General features: G+C 60.4%; 27 protein-coding genes and 1 pseudogene. 12 read left to right on the forward strand and 16 right to left on the reverse strand.

Features of this window, described 5'->3' with window-relative positions; all coding sequences use genetic code 11:
* Positions 1-27 precede the first annotated feature (27 nt).
* The gene (locus ACI2KB_RS27215) at positions 28-939 is read right to left on the reverse strand and encodes a magnesium transporter CorA family protein (protein ID WP_404639868.1); all 912 of its coding nucleotides are present in this window, start codon (positions 937-939) and stop codon (positions 28-30) included.
* 3 nt (positions 940-942) lie between these two features.
* Positions 943-2,523, reverse strand: coding sequence for a RimK family protein (locus ACI2KB_RS27220; protein ID WP_404639870.1), 1,581 nt, complete (start codon positions 2,521-2,523; stop codon positions 943-945).
* 94 nt (positions 2,524-2,617) lie between these two features.
* Here ACI2KB_RS27220 and ACI2KB_RS27225 point away from each other — a divergent pair, with 94 nt between their 5' ends.
* A complete protein-coding gene (locus ACI2KB_RS27225) occupies positions 2,618-3,079 on the forward strand; it encodes a GNAT family N-acetyltransferase (RefSeq protein WP_404639872.1) in 462 nt (153 codons plus the stop codon).
* Between the two features lie 232 nt (positions 3,080-3,311).
* On the forward strand, positions 3,312-3,611 hold the full coding sequence (locus tag ACI2KB_RS27230; protein WP_404639874.1) for a hypothetical protein: 300 nt from the start codon (positions 3,312-3,314) through the stop codon (positions 3,609-3,611).
* A 15-nt stretch (positions 3,612-3,626) separates the two neighbouring features.
* Here ACI2KB_RS27230 and ACI2KB_RS27235 read toward each other — a convergent pair whose 3' ends face one another.
* From ACI2KB_RS27235 to ACI2KB_RS27245, 3 genes are all read right to left on the reverse strand, one after another.
* Positions 3,627-5,219, reverse strand: coding sequence for an ATP-binding protein (locus tag ACI2KB_RS27235; protein WP_404639876.1), 1,593 nt, complete (start codon positions 5,217-5,219; stop codon positions 3,627-3,629).
* Entirely contained in the window at positions 5,216-6,247 is a 1,032-nt protein-coding gene (locus tag ACI2KB_RS27240; protein ID WP_404639878.1) for an alcohol dehydrogenase catalytic domain-containing protein, read from the reverse strand. Before ACI2KB_RS27240 ends, ACI2KB_RS27235 begins: the two co-directional genes overlap by 4 nt.
* A gap of 133 nt (positions 6,248-6,380) precedes the next feature.
* A complete protein-coding gene (locus ACI2KB_RS27245) occupies positions 6,381-7,241 on the reverse strand; it encodes an alpha/beta fold hydrolase (RefSeq protein ID WP_404639880.1) in 861 nt (286 codons plus the stop codon).
* A gap of 386 nt (positions 7,242-7,627) precedes the next feature.
* Between ACI2KB_RS27245 and ACI2KB_RS27250 the strand changes: the two genes are divergently transcribed.
* The 6 genes and pseudogenes from ACI2KB_RS27250 (at position 7,628) to ACI2KB_RS27275 (ending at position 11,243) form a co-directional block, all read left to right on the forward strand.
* A complete protein-coding gene (locus ACI2KB_RS27250) occupies positions 7,628-8,581 on the forward strand; it encodes a GlxA family transcriptional regulator (RefSeq protein WP_404639882.1) in 954 nt (317 codons plus the stop codon).
* A gap of 216 nt (positions 8,582-8,797) precedes the next feature.
* Positions 8,798-8,917, forward strand: a pseudogene (locus ACI2KB_RS27255) (SDR family NAD(P)-dependent oxidoreductase); the annotation flags it as partial.
* 209 nt (positions 8,918-9,126) lie between these two features.
* The gene (locus ACI2KB_RS27260) at positions 9,127-9,768 is read left to right on the forward strand and encodes a response regulator transcription factor (protein ID WP_404639884.1); all 642 of its coding nucleotides are present in this window, start codon (positions 9,127-9,129) and stop codon (positions 9,766-9,768) included.
* Between the two features lie 16 nt (positions 9,769-9,784).
* A complete protein-coding gene (locus tag ACI2KB_RS27265; protein ID WP_404639886.1) occupies positions 9,785-10,201 on the forward strand; it encodes a helix-turn-helix domain-containing protein in 417 nt (138 codons plus the stop codon).
* Between the two features lie 3 nt (positions 10,202-10,204).
* On the forward strand, positions 10,205-10,576 hold the full coding sequence (locus tag ACI2KB_RS27270; protein ID WP_404639888.1) for a response regulator transcription factor: 372 nt from the start codon (positions 10,205-10,207) through the stop codon (positions 10,574-10,576).
* Between the two features lie 43 nt (positions 10,577-10,619).
* Positions 10,620-11,243 carry a glutathione S-transferase family protein gene (locus ACI2KB_RS27275; protein WP_404639890.1) on the forward strand — a complete coding sequence of 208 codons (624 nt, stop codon included), beginning with the start codon at positions 10,620-10,622 and terminating at the stop codon, positions 11,241-11,243.
* Between the two features lie 48 nt (positions 11,244-11,291).
* On the opposite strand, the gene ACI2KB_RS27280 is transcribed toward ACI2KB_RS27275, so the two are convergent.
* From ACI2KB_RS27280 to ACI2KB_RS27305, 6 genes are read right to left on the reverse strand one after another with little or no spacing between them, the layout of a single operon-like run.
* A complete protein-coding gene (locus tag ACI2KB_RS27280) occupies positions 11,292-11,660 on the reverse strand; it encodes a Na+/H+ antiporter subunit G (RefSeq protein WP_404639892.1) in 369 nt (122 codons plus the stop codon).
* On the reverse strand, positions 11,657-11,935 hold the full coding sequence (locus ACI2KB_RS27285) for a K+/H+ antiporter subunit F (protein ID WP_404639894.1): 279 nt from the start codon (positions 11,933-11,935) through the stop codon (positions 11,657-11,659). Before ACI2KB_RS27285 ends, ACI2KB_RS27280 begins: the two co-directional genes overlap by 4 nt.
* The gene (locus ACI2KB_RS27290) at positions 11,932-12,420 is read right to left on the reverse strand and encodes a Na+/H+ antiporter subunit E (protein ID WP_404639896.1); all 489 of its coding nucleotides are present in this window, start codon (positions 12,418-12,420) and stop codon (positions 11,932-11,934) included. Before ACI2KB_RS27290 ends, ACI2KB_RS27285 begins: the two co-directional genes overlap by 4 nt.
* On the reverse strand, positions 12,417-14,087 hold the full coding sequence (locus ACI2KB_RS27295; RefSeq protein WP_404639898.1) for a monovalent cation/H+ antiporter subunit D: 1,671 nt from the start codon (positions 14,085-14,087) through the stop codon (positions 12,417-12,419). Before ACI2KB_RS27295 ends, ACI2KB_RS27290 begins: the two co-directional genes overlap by 4 nt.
* Positions 14,084-14,428, reverse strand: coding sequence for a Na+/H+ antiporter subunit C (locus ACI2KB_RS27300; protein ID WP_404639900.1), 345 nt, complete (start codon positions 14,426-14,428; stop codon positions 14,084-14,086). The genes ACI2KB_RS27295 and ACI2KB_RS27300 overlap by 4 nt, the downstream gene beginning before the upstream one ends.
* Positions 14,428-17,367 (reverse strand): monovalent cation/H+ antiporter subunit A, encoded by a 2,940-nt coding sequence (locus ACI2KB_RS27305; RefSeq protein ID WP_404639902.1) that lies wholly within the window; start codon positions 17,365-17,367, stop codon positions 14,428-14,430. Before ACI2KB_RS27305 ends, ACI2KB_RS27300 begins: the two co-directional genes overlap by 1 nt.
* Positions 17,368-17,713: 346 nt before the next feature.
* Between ACI2KB_RS27305 and tusA the strand changes: the two genes are divergently transcribed.
* The gene (gene tusA / locus ACI2KB_RS27310) at positions 17,714-17,968 is read left to right on the forward strand and encodes a sulfurtransferase TusA (RefSeq protein WP_404639904.1); all 255 of its coding nucleotides are present in this window, start codon (positions 17,714-17,716) and stop codon (positions 17,966-17,968) included.
* 78 nt (positions 17,969-18,046) lie between these two features.
* The gene (gene pdxB, locus ACI2KB_RS27315) at positions 18,047-19,189 is read left to right on the forward strand and encodes a 4-phosphoerythronate dehydrogenase PdxB (RefSeq protein ID WP_404639906.1); all 1,143 of its coding nucleotides are present in this window, start codon (positions 18,047-18,049) and stop codon (positions 19,187-19,189) included.
* Here the strand turns inward: pdxB and ACI2KB_RS27320 are convergent.
* Both ACI2KB_RS27320 and ACI2KB_RS27325 read right to left on the reverse strand, forming a co-directional pair.
* Entirely contained in the window at positions 19,186-20,166 is a 981-nt protein-coding gene (locus ACI2KB_RS27320) for a zeta toxin family protein (RefSeq protein WP_404639908.1), read from the reverse strand. The genes pdxB and ACI2KB_RS27320 overlap by 4 nt on opposite strands.
* Before the next feature lie 187 nt (positions 20,167-20,353).
* Positions 20,354-20,527 carry a PA1571 family protein gene (locus ACI2KB_RS27325; protein WP_404639992.1) on the reverse strand — a complete coding sequence of 58 codons (174 nt, stop codon included), beginning with the start codon at positions 20,525-20,527 and terminating at the stop codon, positions 20,354-20,356.
* 297 nt (positions 20,528-20,824) lie between these two features.
* Here ACI2KB_RS27325 and ACI2KB_RS27330 point away from each other — a divergent pair, with 297 nt between their 5' ends.
* The gene (locus ACI2KB_RS27330; RefSeq protein WP_404639910.1) at positions 20,825-22,600 is read left to right on the forward strand and encodes an ABC transporter transmembrane domain-containing protein; all 1,776 of its coding nucleotides are present in this window, start codon (positions 20,825-20,827) and stop codon (positions 22,598-22,600) included.
* Between the two features lie 219 nt (positions 22,601-22,819).
* Here ACI2KB_RS27330 and ACI2KB_RS27335 read toward each other — a convergent pair whose 3' ends face one another.
* Both ACI2KB_RS27335 and ACI2KB_RS27340 read right to left on the reverse strand, forming a co-directional pair.
* Entirely contained in the window at positions 22,820-23,107 is a 288-nt protein-coding gene (locus ACI2KB_RS27335) for a pyrimidine/purine nucleoside phosphorylase (protein ID WP_404639912.1), read from the reverse strand.
* Between the two features lie 88 nt (positions 23,108-23,195).
* Positions 23,196-23,738 carry an exonuclease domain-containing protein gene (locus ACI2KB_RS27340; protein ID WP_404639914.1) on the reverse strand — a complete coding sequence of 181 codons (543 nt, stop codon included), beginning with the start codon at positions 23,736-23,738 and terminating at the stop codon, positions 23,196-23,198.
* A gap of 467 nt (positions 23,739-24,205) precedes the next feature.
* Here ACI2KB_RS27340 and ACI2KB_RS27345 point away from each other — a divergent pair, with 467 nt between their 5' ends.
* On the forward strand, positions 24,206-25,036 hold the full coding sequence (locus tag ACI2KB_RS27345; protein WP_404639916.1) for a substrate-binding periplasmic protein: 831 nt from the start codon (positions 24,206-24,208) through the stop codon (positions 25,034-25,036).
* Between the two features lie 48 nt (positions 25,037-25,084).
* On the opposite strand, the gene ACI2KB_RS27350 is transcribed toward ACI2KB_RS27345, so the two are convergent.
* Positions 25,085-25,252, reverse strand: a complete 168-nt coding sequence (locus tag ACI2KB_RS27350) for a DUF2897 family protein (RefSeq protein WP_108240131.1) — start codon at positions 25,250-25,252, stop codon at positions 25,085-25,087.
* Between the last annotated feature and the right edge of the window lie 179 nt (positions 25,253-25,431).

Here is a 25,431-nt window from a genome sequence, read left to right on the forward strand (position 1 = left end):
GTGTGCGAAGGAAATGAAGGGGGTTGGTCAGGCCATGCGGCGCAGGGCGACGACCATCCCGGCACCCAGCACTGTCATGCCCAAAACCAGCGCCGGGAACGATATCCACCAGGGCACGCCTGCGGTCATCATGCTGAACTCAGACATGCCGCCAATGCCGGCAATCAGGTTCAGCGGCAAGAACACGACGTTGATCAGGGTGAGTTTGCGCAGCGCCAGGTTCATGCCGTTGTTGGCGAGGTTGCCCCGGGATTCGATGAGGTTGGCGAACACCTTGGCGTGGATTCTGGCTTGCTGATAGCTCTGCTCGTTTTCGATGATCAGGTCGTTGAGTGTGTCCAGTTGGTCGGGGCTGAAACCTTGCCGCTGCCCATGGCTGCGCAACAGGGTGAGTACCGTACCGTTGCCGTGAATCGCGTTGACGTAGTACACGAGGCTTTCGCTGAGGTTGTACATCTGCGCCAGTTGGCGGTTGTCCATCGCTTCAGTGAATTGCTGCTGAATCTCGCGGGCGACCTGTTTCACCACGCGCAAATGCCCCAGGTAGTGATGAACGCTTTCGGCCAGCAGCGCCATGAGCACATCCAGTGGTCCGGTCAGGTCCGGTTCGTCCTTCACGTTCGAGAGCAGCGAGTTGCTGGCGCAGATCACCACCAGTCGCTGCTCGCTCAACACCACGCCGAAAGACGACACATTGAAGGCCCGGCCGTCGAAGCTCTCCGGGCGCTTCCAGATCAGGAACAGGTGATCGGGCTTGATCTCGATTCGGGCCACTTCGTCCGGGTCCAGCGAGGACTCCATGGCTTGTGCGCTGATGCCGAGCCGCGCCTGCAAGGCCACTTGTTGATGGGCATCCGGTGCGATGCACAGCCACACCTCGGCGTTGTGTTCAGGTGCCGCGCGCAGGGCACCGGATTGAATGCAGTAGCCTTCAACCATCGTTCACCACGCCTGTCCACGGTGTTTTCGTTCGAGTCGATGGGTGAAGGCCTGCAACACCCGACGATACAACTCGTCCCCCAGCACGGCGTCTTCGATTCCGGCATCCAGATTGGGGTTGTCGTTCACTTCGATGACCAACACGCGATCGCCGGCCTGCTTGAGATCGACGCCATAAAGCCCATCGCCGATCAGCCGTGCGGTGTCCACGGCCAGCTTTATGACGGCGACCGGGGCCTGCTCCACCGGGACAGCACGACACAGGCCGTTGACTTCACCGGCCAACGCTTTGTGGTTGTAGATCTGCCAGTGTCCCTTGGACATGAAGTACTGGCAGGCATAGAGCGCTTCGCCGTTGAGTACGCCCACCCGCCAGTCGTAATCGGTGTAGCAATATTCCTGCGCGAGCAGCAGCACCGAGTGTTCGAACAGTTCCTGTGCGGCGGCGTGCAGCGCCTGCGCGTCGGCGACCTTGATCACGCCTCGCGAGAAACAGCCGTCCGGGATTTTCAGCACCAGTGGAAAGCCCAGGCGACGACCCACCCGTTCCAGTTCCTGAGGGCGGTCCTTGTAGAGAATGTCGGTGGCAGGCATACCCAGCCCCCGGCGCTTGAGCAGGTCGGCCAGGTAGACCTTGTTGGTGCAGCGAAGAATGGAGGAGGGGTCATCGATGACCACCAGACCTTCGCTCTCGGCCTTTTTGGCGAACCGATAGGTATGGTCGTCCACCCGCGTGGTTTCGCGGATGAACAGGGCGTCGAACTCGGCCAGGCGCGCATAGTCCTTTTTCTCGATCAGTTCGATGTCGATGCCCAACTGCTTGCCGGTTTCGACGAAGCGTTCCAGCGCTCGGGGGTTGGAGGGGGGCAGTGCTTCGGTCGGGTCGTGAAGGATCGCCAGATCGTAACGGGCCACCCGGCGAGAGGCCGGTTGACGCCAGGTACGTCGGTTGAAAGCATCCAGCGCGTCAGCGAAGACGTGCTGCTGTTCGTCGCGAAGCCGGTGCAGCGCACCCGCTTTGATCCCGGCGATCTGCCAGGTTTCGCCGCGACGAAACTCCACCAGCAGGATTGGGCAAGGGAAGCTCTCGAAGAGCTGGCGACCCAGCTCTTGGAGCGAGGCGATGGAAGCCTTGCCGAAATACAACGACAGTGTGAACGCTTCAGTGCTGCCGTAGGGATGATTGGCCAGCGCTCGTTCCAGCGTGCGTTCAAGATCGTCCAGCCCGACGCCATACAAGGCCTTGCGAGCCAGTTCGCTGACCGTTCTCACCGAGGGAAACACCTTGTGGCCACGGGCTTCGGCGAGTAGCGAGCAGTAGTAGCCTTGCCCCAGGTATTTGTAATGACGGCACAGGTTGATGACCTGGGTGCGAGGGGGGAAATCGTCGCTGTGCTCCAGGTAATCCTGCGCCAGCATCAGGCTTTCGCTGGGCAGGTAGTCGGCCCAGTCCTCCTTGCGTTCGACCAGAATCAGCAATCGACTGCCAGAAGGGTGGGGACTGGGAGGTGCCTCGACGAGGGTGATTGTCGAACCTTCGGATTTGTCCAATACTGCGTTCACGTTGGCTGGCACCGCTGACATGAGTAATCGATCCGTATTGAAGAAGACGCCGCTTCAATAAATCACGGGCCTTTGGGCCTGTCCCGGTTCGTTACTCAAACATTACGGTGTTGCCATGCTTTTTGATGTTCACGTTGCGTCGATGGACGATGTGCAGGCTCTGGTCGAGCTGGAGCAGGAATGTTTCACCCTCGACCGCTTGCGTCAGCGCCATTTCCACAGGATGGTCAGCCGGGCGAACGCCAGTCTGATCGTCGTCACCGCGCAGAAAAAACTTGCCGGTTATGCCCTGGTGTTGTTTCGTCGGGGCACCTCCGTTGCACGTCTGTATTCGATTGCTGTCAGCCGGGCCTGGCGCGGGCATGGATTGGGGCAGCGTTTGCTGGATGAAGCGCAGACCTGTGCATTGGCCCGCCATTGCACGCGGTTGCGACTGGAGGTGCGCCCCGACAATCCCGCCGCCATCAGCCTCTACGAAGCCAACGGATATCAGCGTTTCGCATGCGTCGAGCATTACTACGAAGACCACACCGAAGCGCTGCGTTACGAAAAGCACCTTATATGCGATGGCCTGTGAGTGGTCGACCCTTGAAACACCTGTTGATGGCGGGCCTCGTTGCTGCTTCGCAATCGCCACCCTATACCTGAGTGTGGGGTCGCTATGCCAACCGACTATGGCGCACCTTTCCCCGGCGCTGGATCATACGGCCAGACCCCACTTTCATTCATGCGTTGCTCACTTCGGCTGCTCTCGGTGCAGAGGGCCGTCAACGGGGATTCCGATGCGCATTTCATCTGCAAGAAAAATCGTGGTCATACAGGCACATCCCCATCTCTCGTCGACGTGCGCACAGTTGATGCATGCGTCGATGGCGCAACTCAAAGGCGCTGACGGTTGCGTCGACTGTCATGTGCATGTGCAGGGGCAGTCATGGGGGCGTTGGGTGATCGAGTGCGCGTGGTCGACGCTGGAGACCATGGACGCAAGCACCGACGCGATATTCCGGCCTGCGTTCGAGCAGTTGATCGAGCGCAATCTATTACGCTCGATTGCCATCTATGAACGTGACGACGCCACCGAGCATGACCTGCTGTCGTGTCTCTCCTGAGCGGCAGGGGAGCTGTCAGACGGGGCGCTTCAGGCCGGGCAGGGTGATCGTGACCTTCGCGCCCGATGAGCCATCGTCCCGGTTCTCCAGTTGAATCAGGCCGCCCGCAGCCTCGATGATCGAGCGGCAGATCGGCAGGCCCATGCCCATGCCGGTGGTCTTGGTGGTGAAGAAGCTTTCGAACAGTTTGTGCTCAAGGCCGGGAGCGATGCCGGGGCCGCTGTCCAGCACTTCGAAACGCACGTCCTGGCCGTCCGGGCTGGTACTTCGCAGCGTCAGTTCCCGAGACGCAGATGCGGTCGAGGCCATGGCTTGAGCGGCGTTCATCACCAGGTTGACGATCACCTGCTGCAACAGCACCCGGTCGGCACGAACCGGTGGCAGTGCGCCGGCCAGCTCGGTGGTCAGGCGGATCGAATGCTTGCGCAGTTCATGATCGGTGAACTGCAGCGAGTCCTGAACCACTTCGTTGATGGCCACGTCCGATTCTTCAGCGGGGCGACGCAGCGCCATGGCGCGAATGCGGCCGATGACATCGTCGGTCCTTTGTGCCTCGTCTATGATCTGCAACAGCGCGTTTTCGATCTCCTGCAAATCAGGCTGCGGCCGTTTGAGCCAGCGCAGGGCGGCTTGCGCGTAAGTGGAAATCGAGGTGAGGGGCTGTTTGATTTCATGGGCGATCGACGCACTCAACTCGCCCAGTATCGAGATACGTGCCACATGGGCGAGTTCGGTCTGCATGATCTCCAGCGCATGACGCGCTGCCGCCAGTTCGGACAGGTCGATGATGCCGATCAGGATCACTCCGCGCGCCAGATTTTCTTTGGAGAAACAGGCCGTGAACAGGCACTCGAACGCGGTGCCGTCGATGGTTCTCAAGCGTGTGACTTCGATGTTGTTGGGCAATCCCGCCAGGGATTTGACGACGCAGCGGGCGTAAACCTGAATGCTCTCGTCCGGCCAATAGCGATCAACCGTGCCGAGCATTTCGGCGCGGTTGCCACGACCGAAGAGGCGCAGGCTGTGGTCGTTCAGGTCGAGCACGCGGGTGCTGCGCATCATGTCGCGCACCACTTCAGGATGGGCCAGAAAGTAAGGCTCCAGATCACGCACCCCGGCATCGAGTAGTGCACGGATTTTGGGGCCGACGGCGGTGAAGTCCAGCTCCCAGAACGAGGCCGCCATGGCCTGAAACAGATTGCGATAACGGTACTCGCTGGCCTTGAGATGGCGCTCCAGTTCCTTGGCCGAGGAAATGTCGTGGCCGGTTTCCAGCACGCCGACGGGGTTGCCCGCCGCATCCCTGCGCAGGGACCAGCGGACGTTCACCAAACGACGGGAGCCCGTTTCGGTCAGCCGCGACAACTCGCCTTCCCAATAACCGTCCGCCAGCACCTTGGCGTCGGCGCAGGCGTGTGGATCGCGGTGGTGTTCGCACTTCAGCAGGGCGCGCGCGTTGGCGCCCAGCGCGGTGTGCGAGGGCCACCCGTACAGGGCGGCCGACGCAGCATTCCAGAAGTGGATGGTTCCTTCCATGTCACGCACGAACACCGCGTCGTGAAAGCGCTCGAATACGTGCGCTTCGGCGGGCGTGATCGGTGGTGTCATGGCGTGGGCGTTCCCATGACCAGCACCGCGCGCAGCTTCACGTCGGCGCGCATCATGCGGGCGTATGCTTCGGCGGCTTGTTCGAGCGGGAACGTCTCCACCAGCGGGCGAATGGCCTGAAGGTTGGCGAAGGCCAGGGTCTGTTCGTTGTCGATGACGGTGCCGGTGAGGGCACCACTGACCGAGCGCGCGCCGAAGATCAGGTCGGTGGCGTTGATGGCGAGGGGTTCGCCCGGAACTGCGACGACCACCAACTGACCACGCGGCGACAAACCGGGAATGGTGTCGGTCATGCCTTGCGCCGAAGGCGCCGTGCCAAGCACCACCTTCGCGCCACCCAGGCTGCGCAGCACTTCGGCGACGTTTTCGGTGGTCGCATCGATGTAGCGGTGCGCGCCCAAAGACAGCGCCATGTCTGCCTTGTTGGCGCCTCGCGCGATCACCACGGTGTGAAAGCCCATCTTGCGCGCGAACTGCACGCCCAGATGCCCCAGCCCGCCCAGCCCGTGGATGGCGACCACATCACCCGCCTGAGCGCCGGAGTGACGCAAGGCGTTGAATGTCGTCAGGCCCGCACACAGCAGGGGTGCGGCCTCGGCGGCGTCCAGGTCTTCCGGCACGTTCACCAGCCCGCGAGCCTCGGCCACCATGATTTCGGCGTAACCGCCGTCGGTGGTCATCCCGGTGATCACCGGGTTCTGGCAGGTCACCGGGTCGCCCTGTCGGCACGATGGGCAGGTGCCGTCTTCTCCCGCGAGGAAACCAACGCCGACCCGTTGCCCGACGCTCCAGCCCTGAACACCATCGCCCAGTGCGTCGATGCGGCCAATGACTTCATGGCCTGGTACGCGAGGGTAGGGGACGCCTGCGAAGCCCTCCACCGTGGCGCTGTCGGAGTGGCACACGCCGCAGGCTTCGACCCGGATGCGCACCTGGCCAATGCCCGGTATCGGAATGGGGCGTTCGACCAGCTCCAGTTGGCCGGGGGCGGTGGCGACAACAGCTTTGTAAGTAGTCGGGGATGTCATGAATGATCGCTCTCTAAACGTGTTGAATGGGCAGCGGTGAGCGGCGCGTCTCGCCATTGTCGAGACGCCGCCCTCCGTTGCCGTGAAAACTCAGCGGGCCAGCGGTGGGATGTGTGGCCCGGTTGATCGGGTGTCAGTCGTTGTCGGCATTCACGAACGCCGCGATGTGTCGGGCAGCGGTTCGGGGAAACTGCAATTGAGGCCCGTGGCCTGCAGCTGGAAAGGTCACGGTGTGCAGCGTCGGCAACTGGCCGCTCAGCGCGTACCAGTTCTCTACCGGAAAGGCGATGTCGTGGTCCGCGCCCAAGTGCAGCACCGGCACGGTCGTGGTTTTCAGGACCTGCAATACGGCGTCCGCCGGGAACACCGGGTTTTTCGGTCCGTCCCCCAACTGCGCCCCGGCCCATTCGTGGGGCACCTCGGGGCTGGCATCGTCGCGCTTGACCGCGAGTCGTTCCCAGGCGCGTTTGGCCGCGCTGCGGCTGGTCGCGGAGGACGGCTCGAAAAACAGACTGACGAAATCGTCGAAGTCGTTTTCACGGCGAGCCAACTCGTAGAACAGCGGCTCGCCGGTCTTGACCAGCACGCCCGGCGGCGTGGTCGCGATCAACACCAGATGGCTCACCGACTGCGGCGCCTGAGCGAGCACGATTTGCGCGGCCACGCCGCCGATCGACCAGCCGCCAATGACCACCCGCCCCAGTTTCAGGGCGGTGATCAGCTCAAGGGTGTCCTTCGCAAGCGAGGCGGGGTTGTAGGTCTTCTCGCCGGTCGAGCGGCCCAGACCGCTGTAGTCGAAAACGGTGACCTCGAAACCCTGCTGCACCAAGCTGTCGAGAAACACCGGATCCCACGCGTCCATCGTTCCACGAAACCGAACACACAACACGAGAGGAATGCCGTGCCCAAACGTTCGATAGGCGAGTGTTCGGCCACCGATTTCCACGTAACGCACAGGGGCATGAAAACTTACGGATTGCTCAGCCATAGTCATTTGCTCTTCGTGATCAAGCCTATTAAGAAAACGAGGGGCAGAACGGAATATTGTTGCTGTCCCTTGATGATCTTGCGGTTTTTATTAGTACGAGCGAATGAACAGGATTAATAGGATTCTGGTGCGTATTGCATTAGTTCTGTCATGGCGTTTTTTATAGAACTTTTACAGTTGCGCGCCATGGGGCACTGCACATTTCATGCAGTATCAATGAAGAAGTGAATGGCTGGACAACTGTCGATTCACGATGAAATTCATTATAGGATGCGACCCCGATCATCCCCCGATGAGCTGTCACTTCCTTATTCGCATCGTGCCGTGCGTTGACGCGAATTGAAACGACATTTACGGTCATGTTTTCGGACATGGCGCCAGACGGAGCGAACATGCACAGAATCGGCTATTTCCTGACCGATGGATTTCAGGTCATGGCGTTGGGCACCCAGTCGGTGTTCGAATTCGCCAACGTCGTCGCCAAGGAGCAGGTCTATCAGGTCACCAATTATTCGCTGCGCGGGGGCGTGGTCACCTCCTCCATCGGGGCGTCGGTGAATACGCAGTCAGTGACGTCCGAATCCCGGGCGGATACGTGGATGGTGTCCGGCATCGTTGATCCGATCGGCCATGTCAGCACCGCCGAGGAACTGGATTTTCTCAAGCGGGCGGCAGGTCAGGCGCAGCGGGTGGGCGGCATGTGCACGGGAGCCTTCGTGCTGGCGCAAGCCGGTCTGCTCGAAGGCAAGAAAGTCACCACCCACTGGGCCTATGCCAGCATTCTCAAGGACCGTTTTCCGGGCACATTCGTCGAACCGGATTCGATCTTCATCAATGACGGTGCCATCTGGACGTCTGCCGGGCTGTCGGCGGCAATGGACCTGGCACTGGGCATGGTCGAAAAAGACCTGGGCCATGGGGTCGCCAACCGCGTCGCCAAGGTGCTCGTCATGTACCACCGACGCTCTGGCGGGCAATCCCAGCATTCTGAAATGCTCAATATCGCGCCCAAATCCGACCGCGTTCAGGTGGCACTGGACTATGCCCGGGCGCACCTGAGCGATGACTTGAGCGCGGAAGTTCTGGCGCGGACCGTCCACCTCAGCGAGCGGCAGTTCCGCCGGGTCTTTCTGTCGGAAACCGGCCTGTCACCGGCCAAGGCCGTGGAGCAGCTTCGGTTGGAAACCGCGCGGAACATGATCCAGCGCGGTCAGCATTCGCTGGAAATCATCGCCCGCGAGACCGGGTTTCGCGACCGTCGTCATCTGCGCGAGGTGTTCGTTCGCAAGCTGGGTGTCTCGCCGCAATCGCTCAGGCGCGAAGCCAGGGAAGGGGACACGGATTAACCGGAAACAGGCCCTTTATCTGTCTTGAAAAACAGCTCTTTTTTATCGTTCGGTCGTCATGAATGGGGAGGCTAGTTGTTCATACCCTAACCTTAAGTATGAGTTGACCCGTTGTCCGCTCAAGTACACAGTTCGTCGCATACCGTTAATGCACTGTCTCCAGGTCAAGTGGCGCACTTTCGAATTCCCGAACTTATGACAACAGGACAGATGGCCATGCAACTGACCGATAACACTATTTTTATCACAGGCGGCACATCAGGCATTGGCCGTGGCCTGGCGGAAGCGTTCCATAAGTTGGGCAATAAAGTCATTATCGCGGGCCGCAGAAAGGCGGCGGGTCTTGCCACCGACGCACCGGAAGTGACGGTCGCCGCCATTCAGGCGCTGCGCGACAACTCCGCTCTCAAGCGCATGCGCAGGTTCATGGTTTCAACCAGTCGTTGGTCGACAACCCGATTCCGGTGGGCTGATCCAGCAATGTGAGCGCTGGCCGTTCGACGCCCGGTAAAGCTCGAACGGCAGTGATGAGACAGGAGGTTGACATGCACAACATGACCCTGGCGATCACGACCCGCATGAGCGATTCGGTCGTGTTCGTCGTGGACGACGATCCGGTGCTCAGGGAGGCGCTCGCGAGCCTGCTCAGGTCGGTCGGCTATCGCGTCGTTGCCCTGGGTGACCCGGATGAACTGTTCTCGCACCCGCTGGCGAAACGGGCAGGGTGCCTGATTCTGGATGTCCGGTTGCAGGGTTGCAGCGGGTTCGACCTGCAGCAGCGCCTGACGGATTCGGGCAGTCGACTGCCCATCATCTTCATCACCGGTCATGGCGACATTCCCATGTCGGTGCGCGCGATGAAAGCGGGCGCGACGGATTTCCTCACCAAACCCTTTCGCTCACAGGCGTTGATCGACGCGGTCGCGAGTGCGTTGACAGGGTACGCCGAGTACCTGGAACAACAGCGGGCGGTCGATGTGTTGCGCAAGCGATTCGATTGCCTGACGCCCCGAGAACGGCAAGTCATGGGCGGTGTGGCCAACGGCTTTTTGAACAAGCAGATCGCCAGCCAACTGGAGGTCAGCGAGATCACGGTAAAGCTGCACCGCGCCAACATGATGCGCAAATTGCACGCCAGCACCGTGGCCGATGTGGTACGGGCAAGTCATCAACTGCAACTGCCGTAGGGCAGAGAGAAGGCCCATGTCTACACTGCCAGCCCTTGATCTCAACGTCATCACCGACGCCTGCGACGATGGTCCATTCAAACGGCCACAAGAGTCGCTGGCGCCATGGCGCGTGAAAAAGGCCAAGGACCTGATGATTCGTCTCATGGCCCAAGGCTGCTCGATCGAGTGGATCGCCAAGGAATGTGCGATTTCCAGAAGCCACTTTTCCCGTGCATTCAAAAACGCCACCGGCATGGCCCCGCACGACTGGTTTCGTAGGGAGCAGATTCGCCGGGCGGAAGCGCTGCTACGTCAACGCAAATTGCCCATTTGTCAGGTGGCCCACGAGTGCGGGTTTTCGGATCAGTCGTACTTCACTCGGGTCTTCAGGAAACTGAACGGCACCAGCCCAAAGTCCTGGCAATCAAACGCCTGCATGCCCGAGGCCTAGTGCGTGGACCGCGTGCCTCGTATCGCCATCGTCGATGATGACCAATCCTGCCGGATGGCCCTTGCCAGTCTGGTGCGTTCGCTTGGCCATGAGCCTCGTCTGTTTGCCAGTGCCGAAGCGTTTCTTGCAACGTTCGATGTTGAAACGGTCGATTGCCTGATTTGTGACGTGCAGATGCCGGGCATGGACGGTCTGGCGTTACAGCGTGCACTGGCGAGCGAAGGGCGGTCGATGCCGATCATCTTCATCACCGCGTATCCCCGAGAGCCGGCGCGCGCACGTGCGATGGCCGCGGGGGCGCTGTGCTTTCTGGGCAAGCCCTATGACGCGCACATCATCATCGAGTGGATCGAGCGTGCCGTGACGAAGGGCTGAAGCCTCATTAAACTGTCCGCTTTCTTCAGGCAAGGACGCGGACATGCTTCGGATACTGGGCAAAGCCTCTTCAATCAACGTACGAAAAGTGCTGTGGGCCTGCACTGAAGTCGGCCTGCCGTTCCAGCGTGAAGACTGGGGATCGGGTTTTCAGCCTACTCATGTGCCCGAGTTTCTGGCGCTGAACCCCAACGCGATGGTACCGGTGATTCAGGACGGCGATTTCACCTTGTGGGAATCCAACACCATCCTCCGCTACCTGGCGTCACGCTACGGTGAGGCGGGTTTGTACCCGGTCGATCCGCAGGCGCGGGCGCGGGTCGATCAATGGATCGACTGGCAGGCTTCGGACCTGAACAAGTCCTGGAGCTATGCGTTCATGGCGTTGGTGCGGCAGTCGCCCTTGCATCAGGATTTGCAGATGCTTGCCGCCAGTTGCGCGGAGTGGGCGCGCTACATGAACGTACTGGACGCGCAACTGGCATCGACCGGCGCCTATGTGGCAGGCGAGCATTTTACGCTGGCCGACATCCCCATTGGTTTGTCCGTGAACCGTTGGTTCGAGACGCCGCTTGCGCATCCCCCTCTACCTGCTGTTCACGACTACTACGACCGCCTGAATCAGCGTGTCGGGTTTCGTGAGCATGGGCGCAACGGTATACCTTAGCGCCCTGGCCGTTTTTGTCCTCGCTGGTCCTACTGAAATCGGCGAGTCTCATCGTCCCTCATGTTGCCCCTCCGACACCTCCGGCGGCACATCTGCATCCCCCGCCATGCGCTTGCGAAACAACCCGGTTCGGGCCAGCAGCAAGGTGGTCACCGGCACGGTGATCGCCAGCAGAATCGGGATCAGCCATGCATGCAGAATCGGCCCTTCTTTCAGCGCCGAGAAGTAGATGATCGAGGCCAGCGCCACGCACCAGGCGCCGATGGTCGAGGCCAGCGCCGGTGGGTGCATGCGCTGAAAAAACTCTTTCATGCGCAACAGCCCCAACGCCCCGATCAAGGCAAACACGCTGCTGGCGACCAGCAACACGGCTGTGAGCCCCTGTGCCCACATCGGCAACACCACCAGCGTATTCATTCGATCACCTCGCCACGCAGCAGGAATTTGGCCAAGGCGAACGAGCCAACGAAGCCGAACAGGGCGATCAGCAGCGCCGCTTCGAAATAGGTGTCACTGGCATAACGGATCCCCAGCACCAGCATCATCAGCATGGCCAGCAGGTACAGGTAGTCCAGCGCCAGCACCCGGTCCTGGGCGGACGGGCCTTTGAACAGGCGGATCAGGGTCAGCACCATCGCCAGAGTAAACAGCGACAGGCTGAGCAGGATCGCAACGTTGAGCAGCGGACTCATTGGAAGATCTCCATCAACGGGCGTTCGTAAGTGCGCTTGAAGTGCTCGATGAAGCGCGCTTCATCATCCAGGTCGAACACGTGCATCAGCAGCACACTGCGGTCCAGTGCCAGCTCCGACCAAACCGTGCCGGGCACCACCGTACACACCATCGAAAGCGCGGCCAGACCATGGGCGTCATGCAGGTCCAGCGGGATTTTGACGAACGCCGAACGGGGTGGTTTTTGCCCGGCGCGCAACACGCCCCAGGCCACTTGCAGGTTGGAGACCAGCACGTCCCGCCCGACCAGAAAGAACAGTTTGATCGCCACACCCGGTTTGCGAATGCGTGCCGGTTGCGGGCGCAACGGCGCAAACAGGATCGGCGCGAGAAACGCCAGTAACGCGCCTAACAGCAGGTTGCCCGCGCTTACGGAAAGGTTGAGCAATAACCACAGCGCCCAAAGCGACAGCGACAAGAGCGGCGCAGGAAACAGGCGCTTCATGGCTGCACCTCCATATCGGGTGACGGCACGGGTTTGGCCGCCATCACCGACAGCACGTATTGCTGTGGGTCATGCAGCGCTTGAGCGGTGTCCTGGGTGTAGCGCAACAATCCTTCTGCTTTGAACGTCAGGACGATGCAGGTCGCGAGCAGCAGGGTGATAGGGACGCATTCATACATGCGCAGAGCCGGGGACGGGCGATCCTGGGCGGTCCAGAAACGTTTGACGCCGACGCGCACAAAGGCGAACAGCGAGGCCAGCCCCGAAACGATCAACAACGTGACCAGCGTCCAACTGTCGGCCCTGATCGCTTCATCTTTGGCCACGTCCAGCCCCAGCGGATTGAGCAGGGCGCTGATCAGCGTCAGCTTGGCGAGAAAGCCCGAGAGCGGTGGCATGCCGATGATCAGCAGCGCGCACACGATGAAACTCAAACCCAGAAAGGCCATGGTCCAGGGGATCACCTGACCGACCACTGCTTTCTGTTCGTCATCCAGGTTGGTGCCCGGCACCGGGTGCAGAGATTCAAGCGCCTTGGGCAGTTGATCGGCGTCGTCTTCCAGCGGGATTTCGTTGGCCGAACGTGAGCGCTCGATCAGTTCGGCCAACAGGAACAAGGCCGCCAGCGCCAACGTTGAACTCACCAGATAAAACAGCGCACCAGCAGTGAGGCTCGGCTGGCCGAAGCCGATGGCTGACAGAAGAATACCCGCCGACACCAAAATACTCAGGCTGGCCATGCGCTCCAGCCGCTGGGCCGCCACGATGGAGATCGCGGCCACGGCCAGTGTCGCCATCCCGCCCCAGATCAGCCAGTCGCCACCGAAGAATGCCGACGCCCCGGCTTGCCCTGAAAACAGCAGTGTCCACAGGCGCAGCAGGGTGTAGGCGCCGACTTTGGTCATCAAGGCAAACAGCGCCGCCACCGGCGCACTGGCCGCCGAGTAAGCAGGCACCAGCCAGAAGTTCAGCGGCCACATCCCGGCCTTGGCCAGAAAGGCCACCGCCAGAATGGCCGCGCCTGCGTGCAAAAGGCCCAGATCTGCCTCGGAGACTTGTGGAATTTTGATCGCGAGATCGGCCAGGTTCAGAGTGCCGGTCACCCCGTAAATCAGCGCCGCACCAATCAGAAACAACGATGAGGCCAGCAGGTTGATGGTGATGTAATGCAGCCCTGCCGACACCCGCGCACGGCCCGACCCGTGAAGCATCAGGCCGTAGGAGGCAGCAAGCAGGACCTCGAAGAACACGAACAGGTTGAACAGGTCGGCTGTCAGAAACGCGCCGTACAGGCCCATGAGCTGAATCTGGAACAGTGCATGAAAGCTCGCACCTGCCCGGTCCCAACGGGCCAGCGCGAAGAGCAACGCGCAGAAGGCGACGATGCCGGTCAGCACCAGCATCAACGCAGACAAGTGATCGACCACCAGCACGATGCCGAACGGCGCTTCCCAGTTGCCCGGCAAATACACGCCGATGGAGCCGGTCGTGCCGGTTTTCTGCACCCACATCATCAGGGTGATGGAAATGGCCAGGCCGAGCGCGGTGGACAACAGGTTGATCCGCGCCTTCAGCGGCCTGTGTTTTTCGCCCAGCCACAGCATCAACGCGGCGGTCAGGGTGGGCAGCAGGATTGGTGCGATGATCAGTTGGGTCATCAGACTCATTCACTGCCCTCCCGGCCGTCGACGTGGTCGTTGCCGGTCAAACCGCGAGACGCCAGCAGGACCACCAGAAACAGCGCGGTCATGGCGAAGCTGATAACGATGGCCGTGAGCACCAGGGCCTGGGGCAGCGGGTCGGTGTAATTGAACAGGTCTTGAGGCACGCCGTCCTTGATGATCGGCTCCTTGCCGATGAACAGGCTGCCCATGCTGAAGATGAACAGGTTCACGCCGTAGGACAGCAGGCACAGGCCCATGACTACCTGAAAAGTCCGAGGGCGCAGGATCAGCCAGACACCGGAGGCGGCGAGCACGCCGATGGCAATCGCGATGACTTCTTCCATCACTGAATTCCTTGTGAGGGGGTGGGGGCGAGTGCCGGATCAATCGGCTGTGGTAACGACGTCGGGCGATGGCTGCGCACGGATTGGTGAGCCAGCGCGGTCAGGATCAACAGCGTCGAGCCGACCACTACGGCGTACACGCCAATGTCGAAGAACAGCGCACTGGCCACGTGGAAATCCCCGAACAGCGGCAGGTGAAGATGGGCAGTGTGAGTGGTCATGAACGGATAACCCAGCGCCATCGAGCCAAGCCCCGTGGCCAGCGCGAAGAACAGGCCGGTGCCCATCCAGCGCAGCGGGCGCAAGCTCATATGAGCTTCGACCCACTGGGTGCCTGCCACCATGTACTGAAGAATGAACGCCACCGACATCACAAGCCCCGCGACGAAACCGCCGCCCGGTTGGTTATGGCCGCGCATGAACAGGTACATCGAGACCACGAACGCCACTGGCAACAGCAGGCGCACCAGCACGGCGGGCACCATCATGAAGCCCAGCGCGGTGTCTTTGGCGTTACGGGGGTTGACCAGATCGGTGACCACATCCCGCGCCAGCAAACGCTGTTGCGCGGGCAGCAGGATGCTTTCTTTCGGCGGCCGGAAGCGACGTAACAGCGCGAAGACCGTCAGTGCGACCACCGCCAATACGGTGATTTCACCAAAGGTGTCGAAGCCGCGGAAATCCACCAGCATCACGTTGACCGCGTTGGTTCCGCCGCCCTGAGACAGCGCGCGGCTGAGGTAGAACTCGGAAATCACGTTTGGCGTAGGGCGAGTCAGCATGGCGTAGGACAGCAGCGCCATGCCGCCGCCCACTGCCACTGACAATACGAAGTCGCGCACCCGACGGGCGCGAGCACGATTGCGCGAACGAGGCGGTGGGGCGACGTTCTCGTTGCGTCGTGGCAGCCAGCGCAGGCCGAGCAGGATCAACACCGTGGTCACCACTTCGACGGCCAGTTGGGTCAAGGCCAGATCCGGCGCGGAGAACCAGACGAACGTCACGCACGTCATCAAGCCGCAGACGCCGACCATGGTCACGGCTGCCAGTCGGTGGTACTTGGCCTGCCATGCCGCACCAAGGGCGCAGGCGATGGCGATCAACCACAGCATGACGAACACACCCGACCCCGGAATTTTCGGGCGATCGCCCCAGGTCAGGCCACCGTCGTACATCGGCACGAAGCCTGCGATCACCGACACGAACACCATCAGGAATAACTGGGCTTGCAGGCGTCGGGTTGTCAGCAGGTTTTCAAGACCGCGTGCCGCGAGCAGCTTGAGCACCAGCACTCGCTCGAACAGGCGCTTGCCATTCAGGCGCCAGATCAGCGGCGGACCTTTGAAGCGGGCACGCTTGAAGTGAGGGCGCAGCAACAGGTAAAGCAGGATACCCGCGCCCATGGCGATAAGGCTCATGATCATCGGCGCATTCCAGCCGTGCCAGATGGCCAGGCTGTATTCGGGCAGTTCGCCGCCGACGACAGGTTGTGCGGCAGCGGCCAGCAGCGGGCCGACCGACAGCGCCGGGAAAATCCCGACGATCAGGCAGGTCAGCACCAGCAATTCAACCGGCACCCGCATCCAACGTGGCGGCTCGTGAGGCGTGTGAGGCAGGTCAGTGGCCTTGGGGCCGAAGAATACGTCCACCGTGAAGCGCAGGGAATAGGCGACGCTGAAGGTCCCGGCAATGGTCGCGATCACCGGCAACGCCGCCTCGACCCACGCGGTGGAGGAGATGAACACGGTTTCGGCGAAGAACATTTCCTTGGACAGAAAGCCGTTGAGCAGCGGCACCCCGGCCATCGCAGCGCTGGCGACCATGGCCAGTGTCGCGGTGTAGGGCATGAGTTTGATCAGGCCGCTGAGCTTGCGGATGTCCCGCGTGCCGCTTTCGTGGTCGATGATCCCGGCGGCCATGAACAGCGAGGCCTTGAAGGTGGCGTGGTTGAGAATGTGGAACACCGCGGCGACCGCTGCGAGAGGGCTGTTCAGGCCGAGCAACAGGGTGATCAAACCCAGATGGCTGATGGTGGAGTAGGCGAGCAGGCCCTTTAGGTCGGTCTGGAAAATCGCCGAATACGCGCCGATCACCAAGGTGCAGGCCCCTGCGCCGCTGACGATCCAGAACCACTGCTCGCTGCCCGACAGTGCGGGCCACAGCCGCGCCAGCAGAAACACCCCGGCCTTGACCATGGTCGCCGAATGCAGATACGCCGACACCGGCGTCGGCGCGGCCATGGCGTGGGGCAGCCAGAAATGGAAAGGAAATTGTGCGCTTTTGCTGAGGGCGCCAAGGAGGATCAGCGTCAGCAAAACCGGGTACAGGGCGTGGGCACGAATCACGTTGCCGGATGCCAGCACACGATCCAGGTCGTAACTGCCGACCACATGCCCGAGCAGCATGACCCCCACCAGCAGCGCCAGACCGCCCGCGCCAGTGACCATCAGCGCCATGTAGGCGCCGCGTCGGGCGTCGGCGCGGTGGTGCCAATAGCCGATCAACAAGAAAGAAAAGACGCTGGTCAATTCCCAGAAAAACACGATCTGAATCAGGTTGCCGGACATCACCAGGCCCAGCATCGCGCCCATGAATGCCAGAAAGAACGAAAAGAATCGGGGGACGGGGTCTTCGGGCGACATGTAATAACGGGCGTAGAGCGAGACCAGCGTGCCGATGCCCAACACCAGCATCGAGAACAGCCAGGCGAAGCCGTCGAGGCGTAACACGACGTTCAGGCCCAGGCTGGGCAGCCAGAAAAATTCTTCACGCATCACGCCGCCGTGGGCGATTTGCGGGTACCAGAGTGCCACCTGAATCACGCCGATCAGGGCGATCAGGCCAGCCAGAAGGGATTCGCTGTTGCGAGCGTTGTGCGGCAAAAGCGCCGCCAGACAGCTGCCAACAAAAGGCAGAAGCAGTAGAACTATCAGGGACATAGGCTTCTAATCTGCGCAAAAATGTCTAGGATCATACGGGCCGGGGTGTTCATCACCAACCACCAAGATGTCGCAGAATCCTACAAAGAGAGTAGGCAGCAGCGTAGTTGACCGCACAGAGTGGGGATGGTTGATGGCAATTTAGGCCGTTGGCGCGCCGTGGGTGGCAATTCGCTCCCATCAGGTTACGGTTCTTGCCCTTACCCTGTAGCAGTCCGGCTTGCAGGCGGCAGCGGTTTCAAGGACGACAGGGTTTTGTGGTGTCTGCACCCGCTCCGCCAGACTACCAACGGTTGGCGCACTCGCCCATTTAAGCGACAATGCCCGCCAGTTTCCGGAGTGCCCCATGTCTGATTCCCTCGAAAGCCTTGCCGTTGACGCCGTTCTCGACGCAACGGGCCTCAATTGCCCTGAACCGGTGATGATGCTGCACCAGAAAGTGCGCGACCTCCCCGCAGGCGGGCTGCTGAAGGTCATCGCCACCGATCCCTCGACCCAGCGCGACATCCCCAAATTCTGCGTGTTTCTGGATCATGAACTGGTCGATAAACAGGCCGCCGATGGCGTGTACCTGTACTGGATCCGTAAGAAACTCGCCTGATATTCCTCCGCTCCCCGGCACGGTGCTGGCCCTCGCGCGCGTCAGCGCCTACACTGCCGCGACCTCAGGGAGCCCACCATGCGCATAGTTGCTGACGAAAACATTCCACTGCTCGACGCCTTTTTCTCCGGTTTTGGCGAAATCCGCCGTTATCCAGGGCGCACCCTCGACCGCGCCGCCGTGGCCGATGCCGACATTCTGCTGGTGCGCTCGGTGACCAAGGTTAGCCGTGAGTTGCTGGAAGGCTCCTCAGTCCGCTTCGTCGGCACCTGCACCATCGGCACTGACCATCTGGACCTCGATTATTTCAACGAAGCGGGCATTCAATGGTCCAGCGCACCGGGCTGCAACGCCCGCGGCGTGGTGGATTACGTACTCGGCAGTCTGCTGACCCTCGCCGAAATCGAAGGAGTGGACCTCAATCAACGTACCTATGGTGTCGTGGGCGCAGGCCAGGTGGGCGGCCGTTTGATCAAGGTGTTGCAGGGGTTGGGCTGGAACGTACTGGTCTGTGACCCGCCACGGCAGGCAGCGCAGGGAGGCGACTACGTCAGCCTCGACGAAATTATCGCCCGTTGCGACGTGATCAGCCTGCACACCCCGTTGAACAAAAGTGGCGACCTGCCGACTTGGCATCTGTTTGATCGCACGCGTCTCCAACAGCTCAAGCACGGCGCATGGCTGATCAACGCCGCCCGCGGCCCGATTGTGGACAACATCGCGCTGCGCGACGTGTTGCTCGAACGCGAAGACCTGCAAGCGGTGCTGGATGTCTGGGAAGAGGAGCCCAAGGTCGACGTTGAGCTGGCCGACCTGTGTGTCATTGGCACCCCGCACATCGCCGGTTACAGCCTGGATGGTCGGCAACGCGGTACGGCGCAGATCTATCAGGCCCTTTGTACGCACCTTGGCCAGCCTCCGGTGATCCAGCTCGAAGACCTGCTGCCCCGACAATGGCTGGCGCAGGTCTCGCTCGATGCTGCGACCGATCCGGTCTGGGCGCTGAACATGCTCTGCCGAGGGGTTTATGATCCGCGCCGGGATGATGCGGAATTCCGCCGCAGCCTGGTGGGCGACAGCGCGAGTCAGCGCCTGGCCTTCGACGCCTTGCGCAAGCACTATCCACCGCGCCGGGAAATCGAAGGTCTGAAGGTCGGCATCGTCGGTCACTCGGACGTCTTGCAGCGGATCGTCAAGGCTCTGGGCGCCGTTACGGTTTAACGGAACACGTATTTCACCACGTACGCATACAGGTCGTTGAACACCTGATAGGGCACAGGCTCGATGCTGCGCTCTGCCTTGGCCAACGCAATGTGCGAGGCCTTCAGGGTTTCGCCGCGCTCTTCAAGGGACACGATTGGAGTGTTGACGAGTTTGGCGTAGTTGTTGAACGAACAGGGCTTGTTCGCTTCTGGGTTACGTACGATGCGCATGTTGTGATCCTCCGGATTGAGGGTGGCGCCACTGTCGTCGACGATCGCTTCCGGTGTCAGGTCGTCGGGCTTGGTGCATCGGCTCTGACAGACCACGCGACGATTGCGCAGCGTCCCGAATCCGCGTTCGTACATCGTGATGGTCGAACCGACCGAGGTCGCGCAGGCATTTTCAAAGGCGGTGAGGATCGATTGTGCATTGGCCATGCTCTCGTCAATGTTCGACAGCATCACGAAACGTTCCAGGGTCTTGTCGTCGATGCTTTTCAGCGCTCGCTCGATGGTAGAGACGTGAGCGAACTCACGTTTGCAACCGATCAGGTGAACGTCAAAGACGTACCCCTTGCTGGCCGCGTAGGTAGGCAGTTGCGCAAAATCGATACTGTCCAGAGCGGTTTCGATAATGATGTTGTAGTTCTTTTCGAACGCGTCTTGAAAGATTTTTTGCCCCAACTCCCAGATGAACTTTTCGGTGTGCTCATAGGCGTGCAACACGCCGCATTCAATCATCTCCTGATACTGCGGATGATATTCGCGGTATTCGAGCAAGTAAGGCCTGATGAAGTTTTGATAGCGGTTGGTTTTCAGCAGGGTGTTTTCCAGCAGGTAGGTTTTACCTGAGCCCTGAACACCGGCAACGATCAGCATTGAGGGCTGCGTTTTAGCGTTCGGCTCGGAAACTGAGTCGAAAATAGTGGGGGCGATCAGGCTGTAGGCCTTGTTAACGTCGTCGGTTGTGTAGCTATAGAGTGTTGTTTGTGTCATGCGAATGCCTTCCTTGATGAGTAAACAGGTTCAGGTTGAACAGAAAGGCACGTAATCGAAGGTCGCTGTTTCGGTCAATTCAGTCTGGGTAGGACGTTTCATCACAAGTGGTAGGGCGACGAAGATAGACAAACGGATACGCATAAAAAACCCGGCGCGCGGGCCGGGTTTCAAGTCAGTCTGTTCATCAATCTTGTTTTTCAGGTTTGACCCAGTACTTTTCGCATTCCTGACATGCGGCCTGAACCATTTCTTCAGTAATCAGGATTTGATTCCCGTGTTCATCGAGAATGGCGCCGCCCAGTTGAGACTGGGGCTGGGGCCGTACAATCGTTTCTTGATTGCTGCTCTGTAAGCTCATGGCCTGTCTCCTCATCAGGTTGTGCGTTTCAATACACCTATAACGTAGCCGCGCTTGATGAATGCGCCGTGACATCCCTGGACGCATCAAGCGTTCAAACAGTCCACCAGAACACGGTGCAAACTGCCACCCCGCTGTTAGACCGATCCACGCTAACCCTCCCTTGATAACGTCATAACGCATGTGGACACCCTTTACCTGACTCACTGTAATCGCCTGAGTTCAGCCAGGCTCGACGAGCGTGCACCTTCGCGGCGGTGTACGCTCTGGCATCGTGTGGTCTCTCAGGTGCATTTCATGGCTTCAATGTTTTCCGGACGTCAGCGTCATGCCATTCGTCTGGCGCTGCGGATGATCGCGCCTTATCGCAAACAGGCCATCGGCGCATTGGTGGCGCTGATCGTCACGGCAGCGATCACCTTGTCGATGGGGCAGGGGATCAGATTGATGGTCGATCAGGGCTTTTTGACCCGCTCGCCAGCGTTGCTCAACGAGAGCATCGCGCTGTTCATGGCGCTGGTGGTGGCCCTCGCGGTGGGCACCTTTACCCGGTTTTATCTGGTGTCATGGATCGGCGAGCGCGTCGTGGCCGACTTGCGCAAAGAGGTGTTCGACCATCTGGTCAGCCTGCACCCCGGTTTTTACGAGAACAACCGCAGTTCTGAAATCCAGTCGCGTCTGACCGCTGACACCACGTTGCTGCAATCGGTGATCGGCTCGTCGTTGTCGATGTTCCTGCGCAACGCGCTGATGGTGATCGGCGGGGTGATCTTGCTGTTTTTCACCAACCCCAAACTGACCAGTATCGTGGTGGTGGCCTTGCCGCTGGTGGTGGCGCCGATCCTGATTTTCGGCCGTCGTGTGCGCAGCCTGTCGCGGGAAAGCCAGGATCGGGTCGCGGACGTGGGCAGCTATGTGTCCGAAGCCTTGGGGCAGATCAAGACCGTGCAGGCCTACAACCACCAGGAACAGGACCGACAGCGCTTCTCGTTGACCGCTGAAGGCGCATTCGACACGGCGCGCAAGCGGATTCTTCAACGCTCATGGCTGATAACGCTGGTGATCGTGCTGGTGTTGGGGGCGGTGGCAGTGATGCTGTGGGTGGGCGGGATGGACGTCATCGCCGGTCGTATTTCTGGCGGGGAACTGGCGGCGTTCGTGTTCTACAGCCTGATCGTCGGCAGTGCGTTCGGCACCCTCAGCGAAGTCATCGGCGAGATGCAGCGCGCTGCGGGCGCCGCCGAGCGTATCACCGAGCTGTTGCAGGCGCGCAGCGAAATCACCCCGCCAAGCCGTGACCTGCTGACACTCCCTGAGCGCGTCAGCGGCCAACTGACACTGGAAAACATCAGCTTCGCCTACCCGTCGAGGCCCGAACGCAATGCGGTCGAAGGCCTGAGCTTAACCATTGAAGCCGGGGAAACCCTCGCGCTGGTGGGGCCTTCGGGGGCAGGAAAATCGACATTGTTCGACTTGTTGCTGCGTTTTTACGACCCGCAGCAAGGACGGGTACTGATCGAAGGACTGCCCGCCGAACGCCTCGATCCGCTGGACCTGCGTCGTTGTTTTGCCTGGGTGTCCCAAACGCCCGCGCTGTTTTTCGGCAGCGTCGAAGACAACATTCGCTATGGCAATCCAAAAGCCAGCGAGGAGCAGGTGAAGGCGGCGGCGCGCATCGCTCACGCCCATGAGTTCATCGAGCTGTTGCCGCAGGGTTATCAGACGCACTTGGGGGATGGGGGCATGGGGTTGTCAGGCGGGCAGCGTCAGCGGCTGGCGATTGCGCGGGCGCTGTTGGCCAATGCGCCGATCCTGCTGCTCGATGAAGCGACCAGTGCGTTGGATGCGCAAAGCGAGCATTTGATTCAACAGGCGTTGCCGACCTTGATGAAGGACCGTACGACGCTGGTCATTGCCCATCGGCTGGCAACGGTGCAGAACGCGGACCGGATCGCCGTGATGGATCAGGGGAGATTAGTGGCGGTGGGAACGCATGCCGAATTGATTGCAACCAATGCGCTGTACGCGCGGTTGGCGGCGTTGCAATTCAATGTACAAGGAGCAGGTGTGTAAGGGGCTGTACCATCGCTGCGGTTCGATGCAACCTTGTGGGAGTTCTATGTTACTTGGTCAAGTCGCTTTCGCCACCCAGGCGGCTCCCACAGGTTCGTCGAACCGGGGTCTGAATCCGGCTCGGTCAGTGTGGGAGCCGCCTTGGTGGCGAATGCAGTTGATCAGTCGCCATAAAACGCCCACCAGTGCGTTCGACCGGCAGGCGAGTCTCTCGGTGCTTCAATCCTTGCGGTATTCGCACAGGTAAGCGGTTTCGACGCCGACTTCCAGGTCGAACTTGCTGTTGGCCGGTACGCGGAACTGGTCGCCTGCGTTGAAGGTTTCCCAGTCGGAGGCGCCGGGCAGCAGCACTTTCAGCGAGCCGGAGACGACATGCATGATTTCGCGGTCAGCGGTGCCGAAATTGTACTTTCCGGGAGCCATGACGCCGATGGTGGCCGGGCCATCGGCTTGCTGGAAGGCGATGGACTTGACGGTGCCGTCGAAATACTCGTTGACCTTGAACATGGCTGATCTCCTTGGAAGGGCTGAAAAAGGTCGGACAGTATGCCCAACGTACAAAAGGCCGTCATCCGCTTTGATAAATGCGTCGCCTTCAGCCCGGCGCCACCAATGGCAGCAGTCGGGCGGTGTTTCTGGCGTCGCTCAGTGCGCGGTGCTGCTGGCCGTTGAAATGCATGCCCGCCAGTTGTAGCGCCGTGTTCAGGCCGCAGGGCTTTTGCAATTGACGGGCGTGGGCAAAGCGCTGTTTGAGGTTGATGTGCGGCAGGCTGCTCAGGTCGCTGGTCAATTGGTGCTGTTGCCATTGCAGTTCGAACTGCTGGCGATCGTAATCCCCCCAACTGACCCAACCCACCAGACGAGACCGGTGATGGCTCATCCAGCGTTCGAATTGCGGCCAGATCGTCGGCAAAGGTTGCGCACTGTCAATCTGGGCTTGCTGTATGTGGGTCAGTTCGCGACAAAACGGCGTCAATTGCGGCCTGCGAACGGGGCGAACGAAGCGTTCGAAATGATCGACTTCCCGTCCTTCCGAATTGACCACGCAGGCGCCGATTTCAATGATTTCCATCTCTGCCACTGGCCAGCCGCCTTCTTCGGTGGTGGCCTCCAGATCTATCACCAACCAATGGGGCATCTCGAACTCCAGTTTCTTAACCCGTGGCACCGACATGCAGCGTAGCCACATTCACGCGGCGGCGTCCAACCCGCTGCGGGTGTGCGATGTCTGGGACCGTGTGGGTCAACGGTGGTTTGCCGGGCGAAACAGCTTTTTATCGGGCAACGGTCGTAAATCGGGTCCGAGCCCTTGCCTGGTGACAACGCCCATCATAAATTGCGGCGCGAACGTTTTTTTGTAAGCACCTTTGTAGGCCCGGGTGCGGGGCGTCGTCGACACAGGCTACGGACGAAGGATCGGGCTGCATATCGGCCATTTCCCGGACATCCCTGACATCGGAGCCTTGCATGAACCAGATAGCACTGTCGTTGCCCAGGTGACTGGAGCGAGAATCAAGCGGGTTTTGAGTTGATTTGAGCGTTGTCTAATTGTCCGTGAACGCATAGCTTACGCGTACTCCTATTCGCCAGAGGTGCTTTGTCTTGATGTCTACGCCGGTGCGGATGGCTTTGAACACGTTGCTCTTGGCGACGACCACGTTGTGGGCTTGGCAGGCAGGTGCGGCGCAGTTGGTGCGTATTGGTGCGGCGCATTTTCCGCCCTACACGATTCGCCCTGAACGGGGTGAAGACACCGGGCTGTTGCCGCAAATGGTCGATGCGTTGAACGCCATGCAGAGTGACTATCGCTTCGAGATGGTCCCGACGTCCATTCCTCGTCGTTTCCGCGATTTCCAGCAGGAACGTTTCGACATGGCCATCTTTGAAAATCCCGGTTGGGGCTGGAAAGACATCCCGCACGAGGATGTGGACATGGGGCTTGAAGACGCGGAAATCTTTGTCGCTCACCGTGTCGCGGGGCGTACGCAAGCGTATTTCGAAGAGTTGAAGGGCAAGCGTCTGGCGCTGTTCAGCGGCTATCACTACGCATTCGCCCATTTCAACGCCGACCCCAAGTTTCTGGCCGAGCATTACAACGCCACGCTGACCTATTCCCATGACAGCAACCTGGCGATGGTGCTGCGTGACCGGGCGGACATCGCCTTGGTCACGCGCTCCTACCTGAGCACATTCATCGCCGCCAACCCGCAGGACGCCGGGCAGTTTTTGGTGTCGGACCGGGTGGATCAGGTGTATCGACACTTTGCTCTGTTGCGCCCGAATGCACCGATCACCGGGGAGAAGTTCAGCGACCTGTTGCGTCAACTCCGGGAGAACGGACAGATGTTCAAGATATTCCAGCCGTTCCGTATCGCGGTCACGCCACAGGCCAGCCACCATGCAGTGGCATTGGACGACGGTGACAGTCGGGATTGAGAAGAGGGGAAGCAGGCGGTGGTGTTGCACCGCCCGCTGATAACGGCTTCAGCGATCGCGCGCTTCCTTGGCGTCCATTTCCGCGTTGCGCTCGTGCACGCGTCGCAATTGTTCTTCGGTCAGGGGCAGTTTTTTCGCCGAATCCTTGAGCATCAGCAAACCACCGACGATCGAGCCGATTGCAATGACCAGAATTAACCAGGCGTACCAGGGCATGGGGGCTCTCTCCTTCTTGTGATACCGCTTTGAGCAGTGGCGCTGCTCAGTGGTTCCATTCCAGGGGATGCGTGGTTATAGAGTTGGTGTCGTGCTCGCCATTTTGTGGGGCCTGCTTGCTGGCGAACGCGGTGTGTCATTCAACATGGATGTGTGTGACAGACTGCATTCGCCAGCAA

Source organism: Pseudomonas sp. NPDC088444 (assembly GCF_044900175.1).
Lineage (GTDB): Bacteria > Pseudomonadota > Gammaproteobacteria > Pseudomonadales > Pseudomonadaceae > Aquipseudomonas.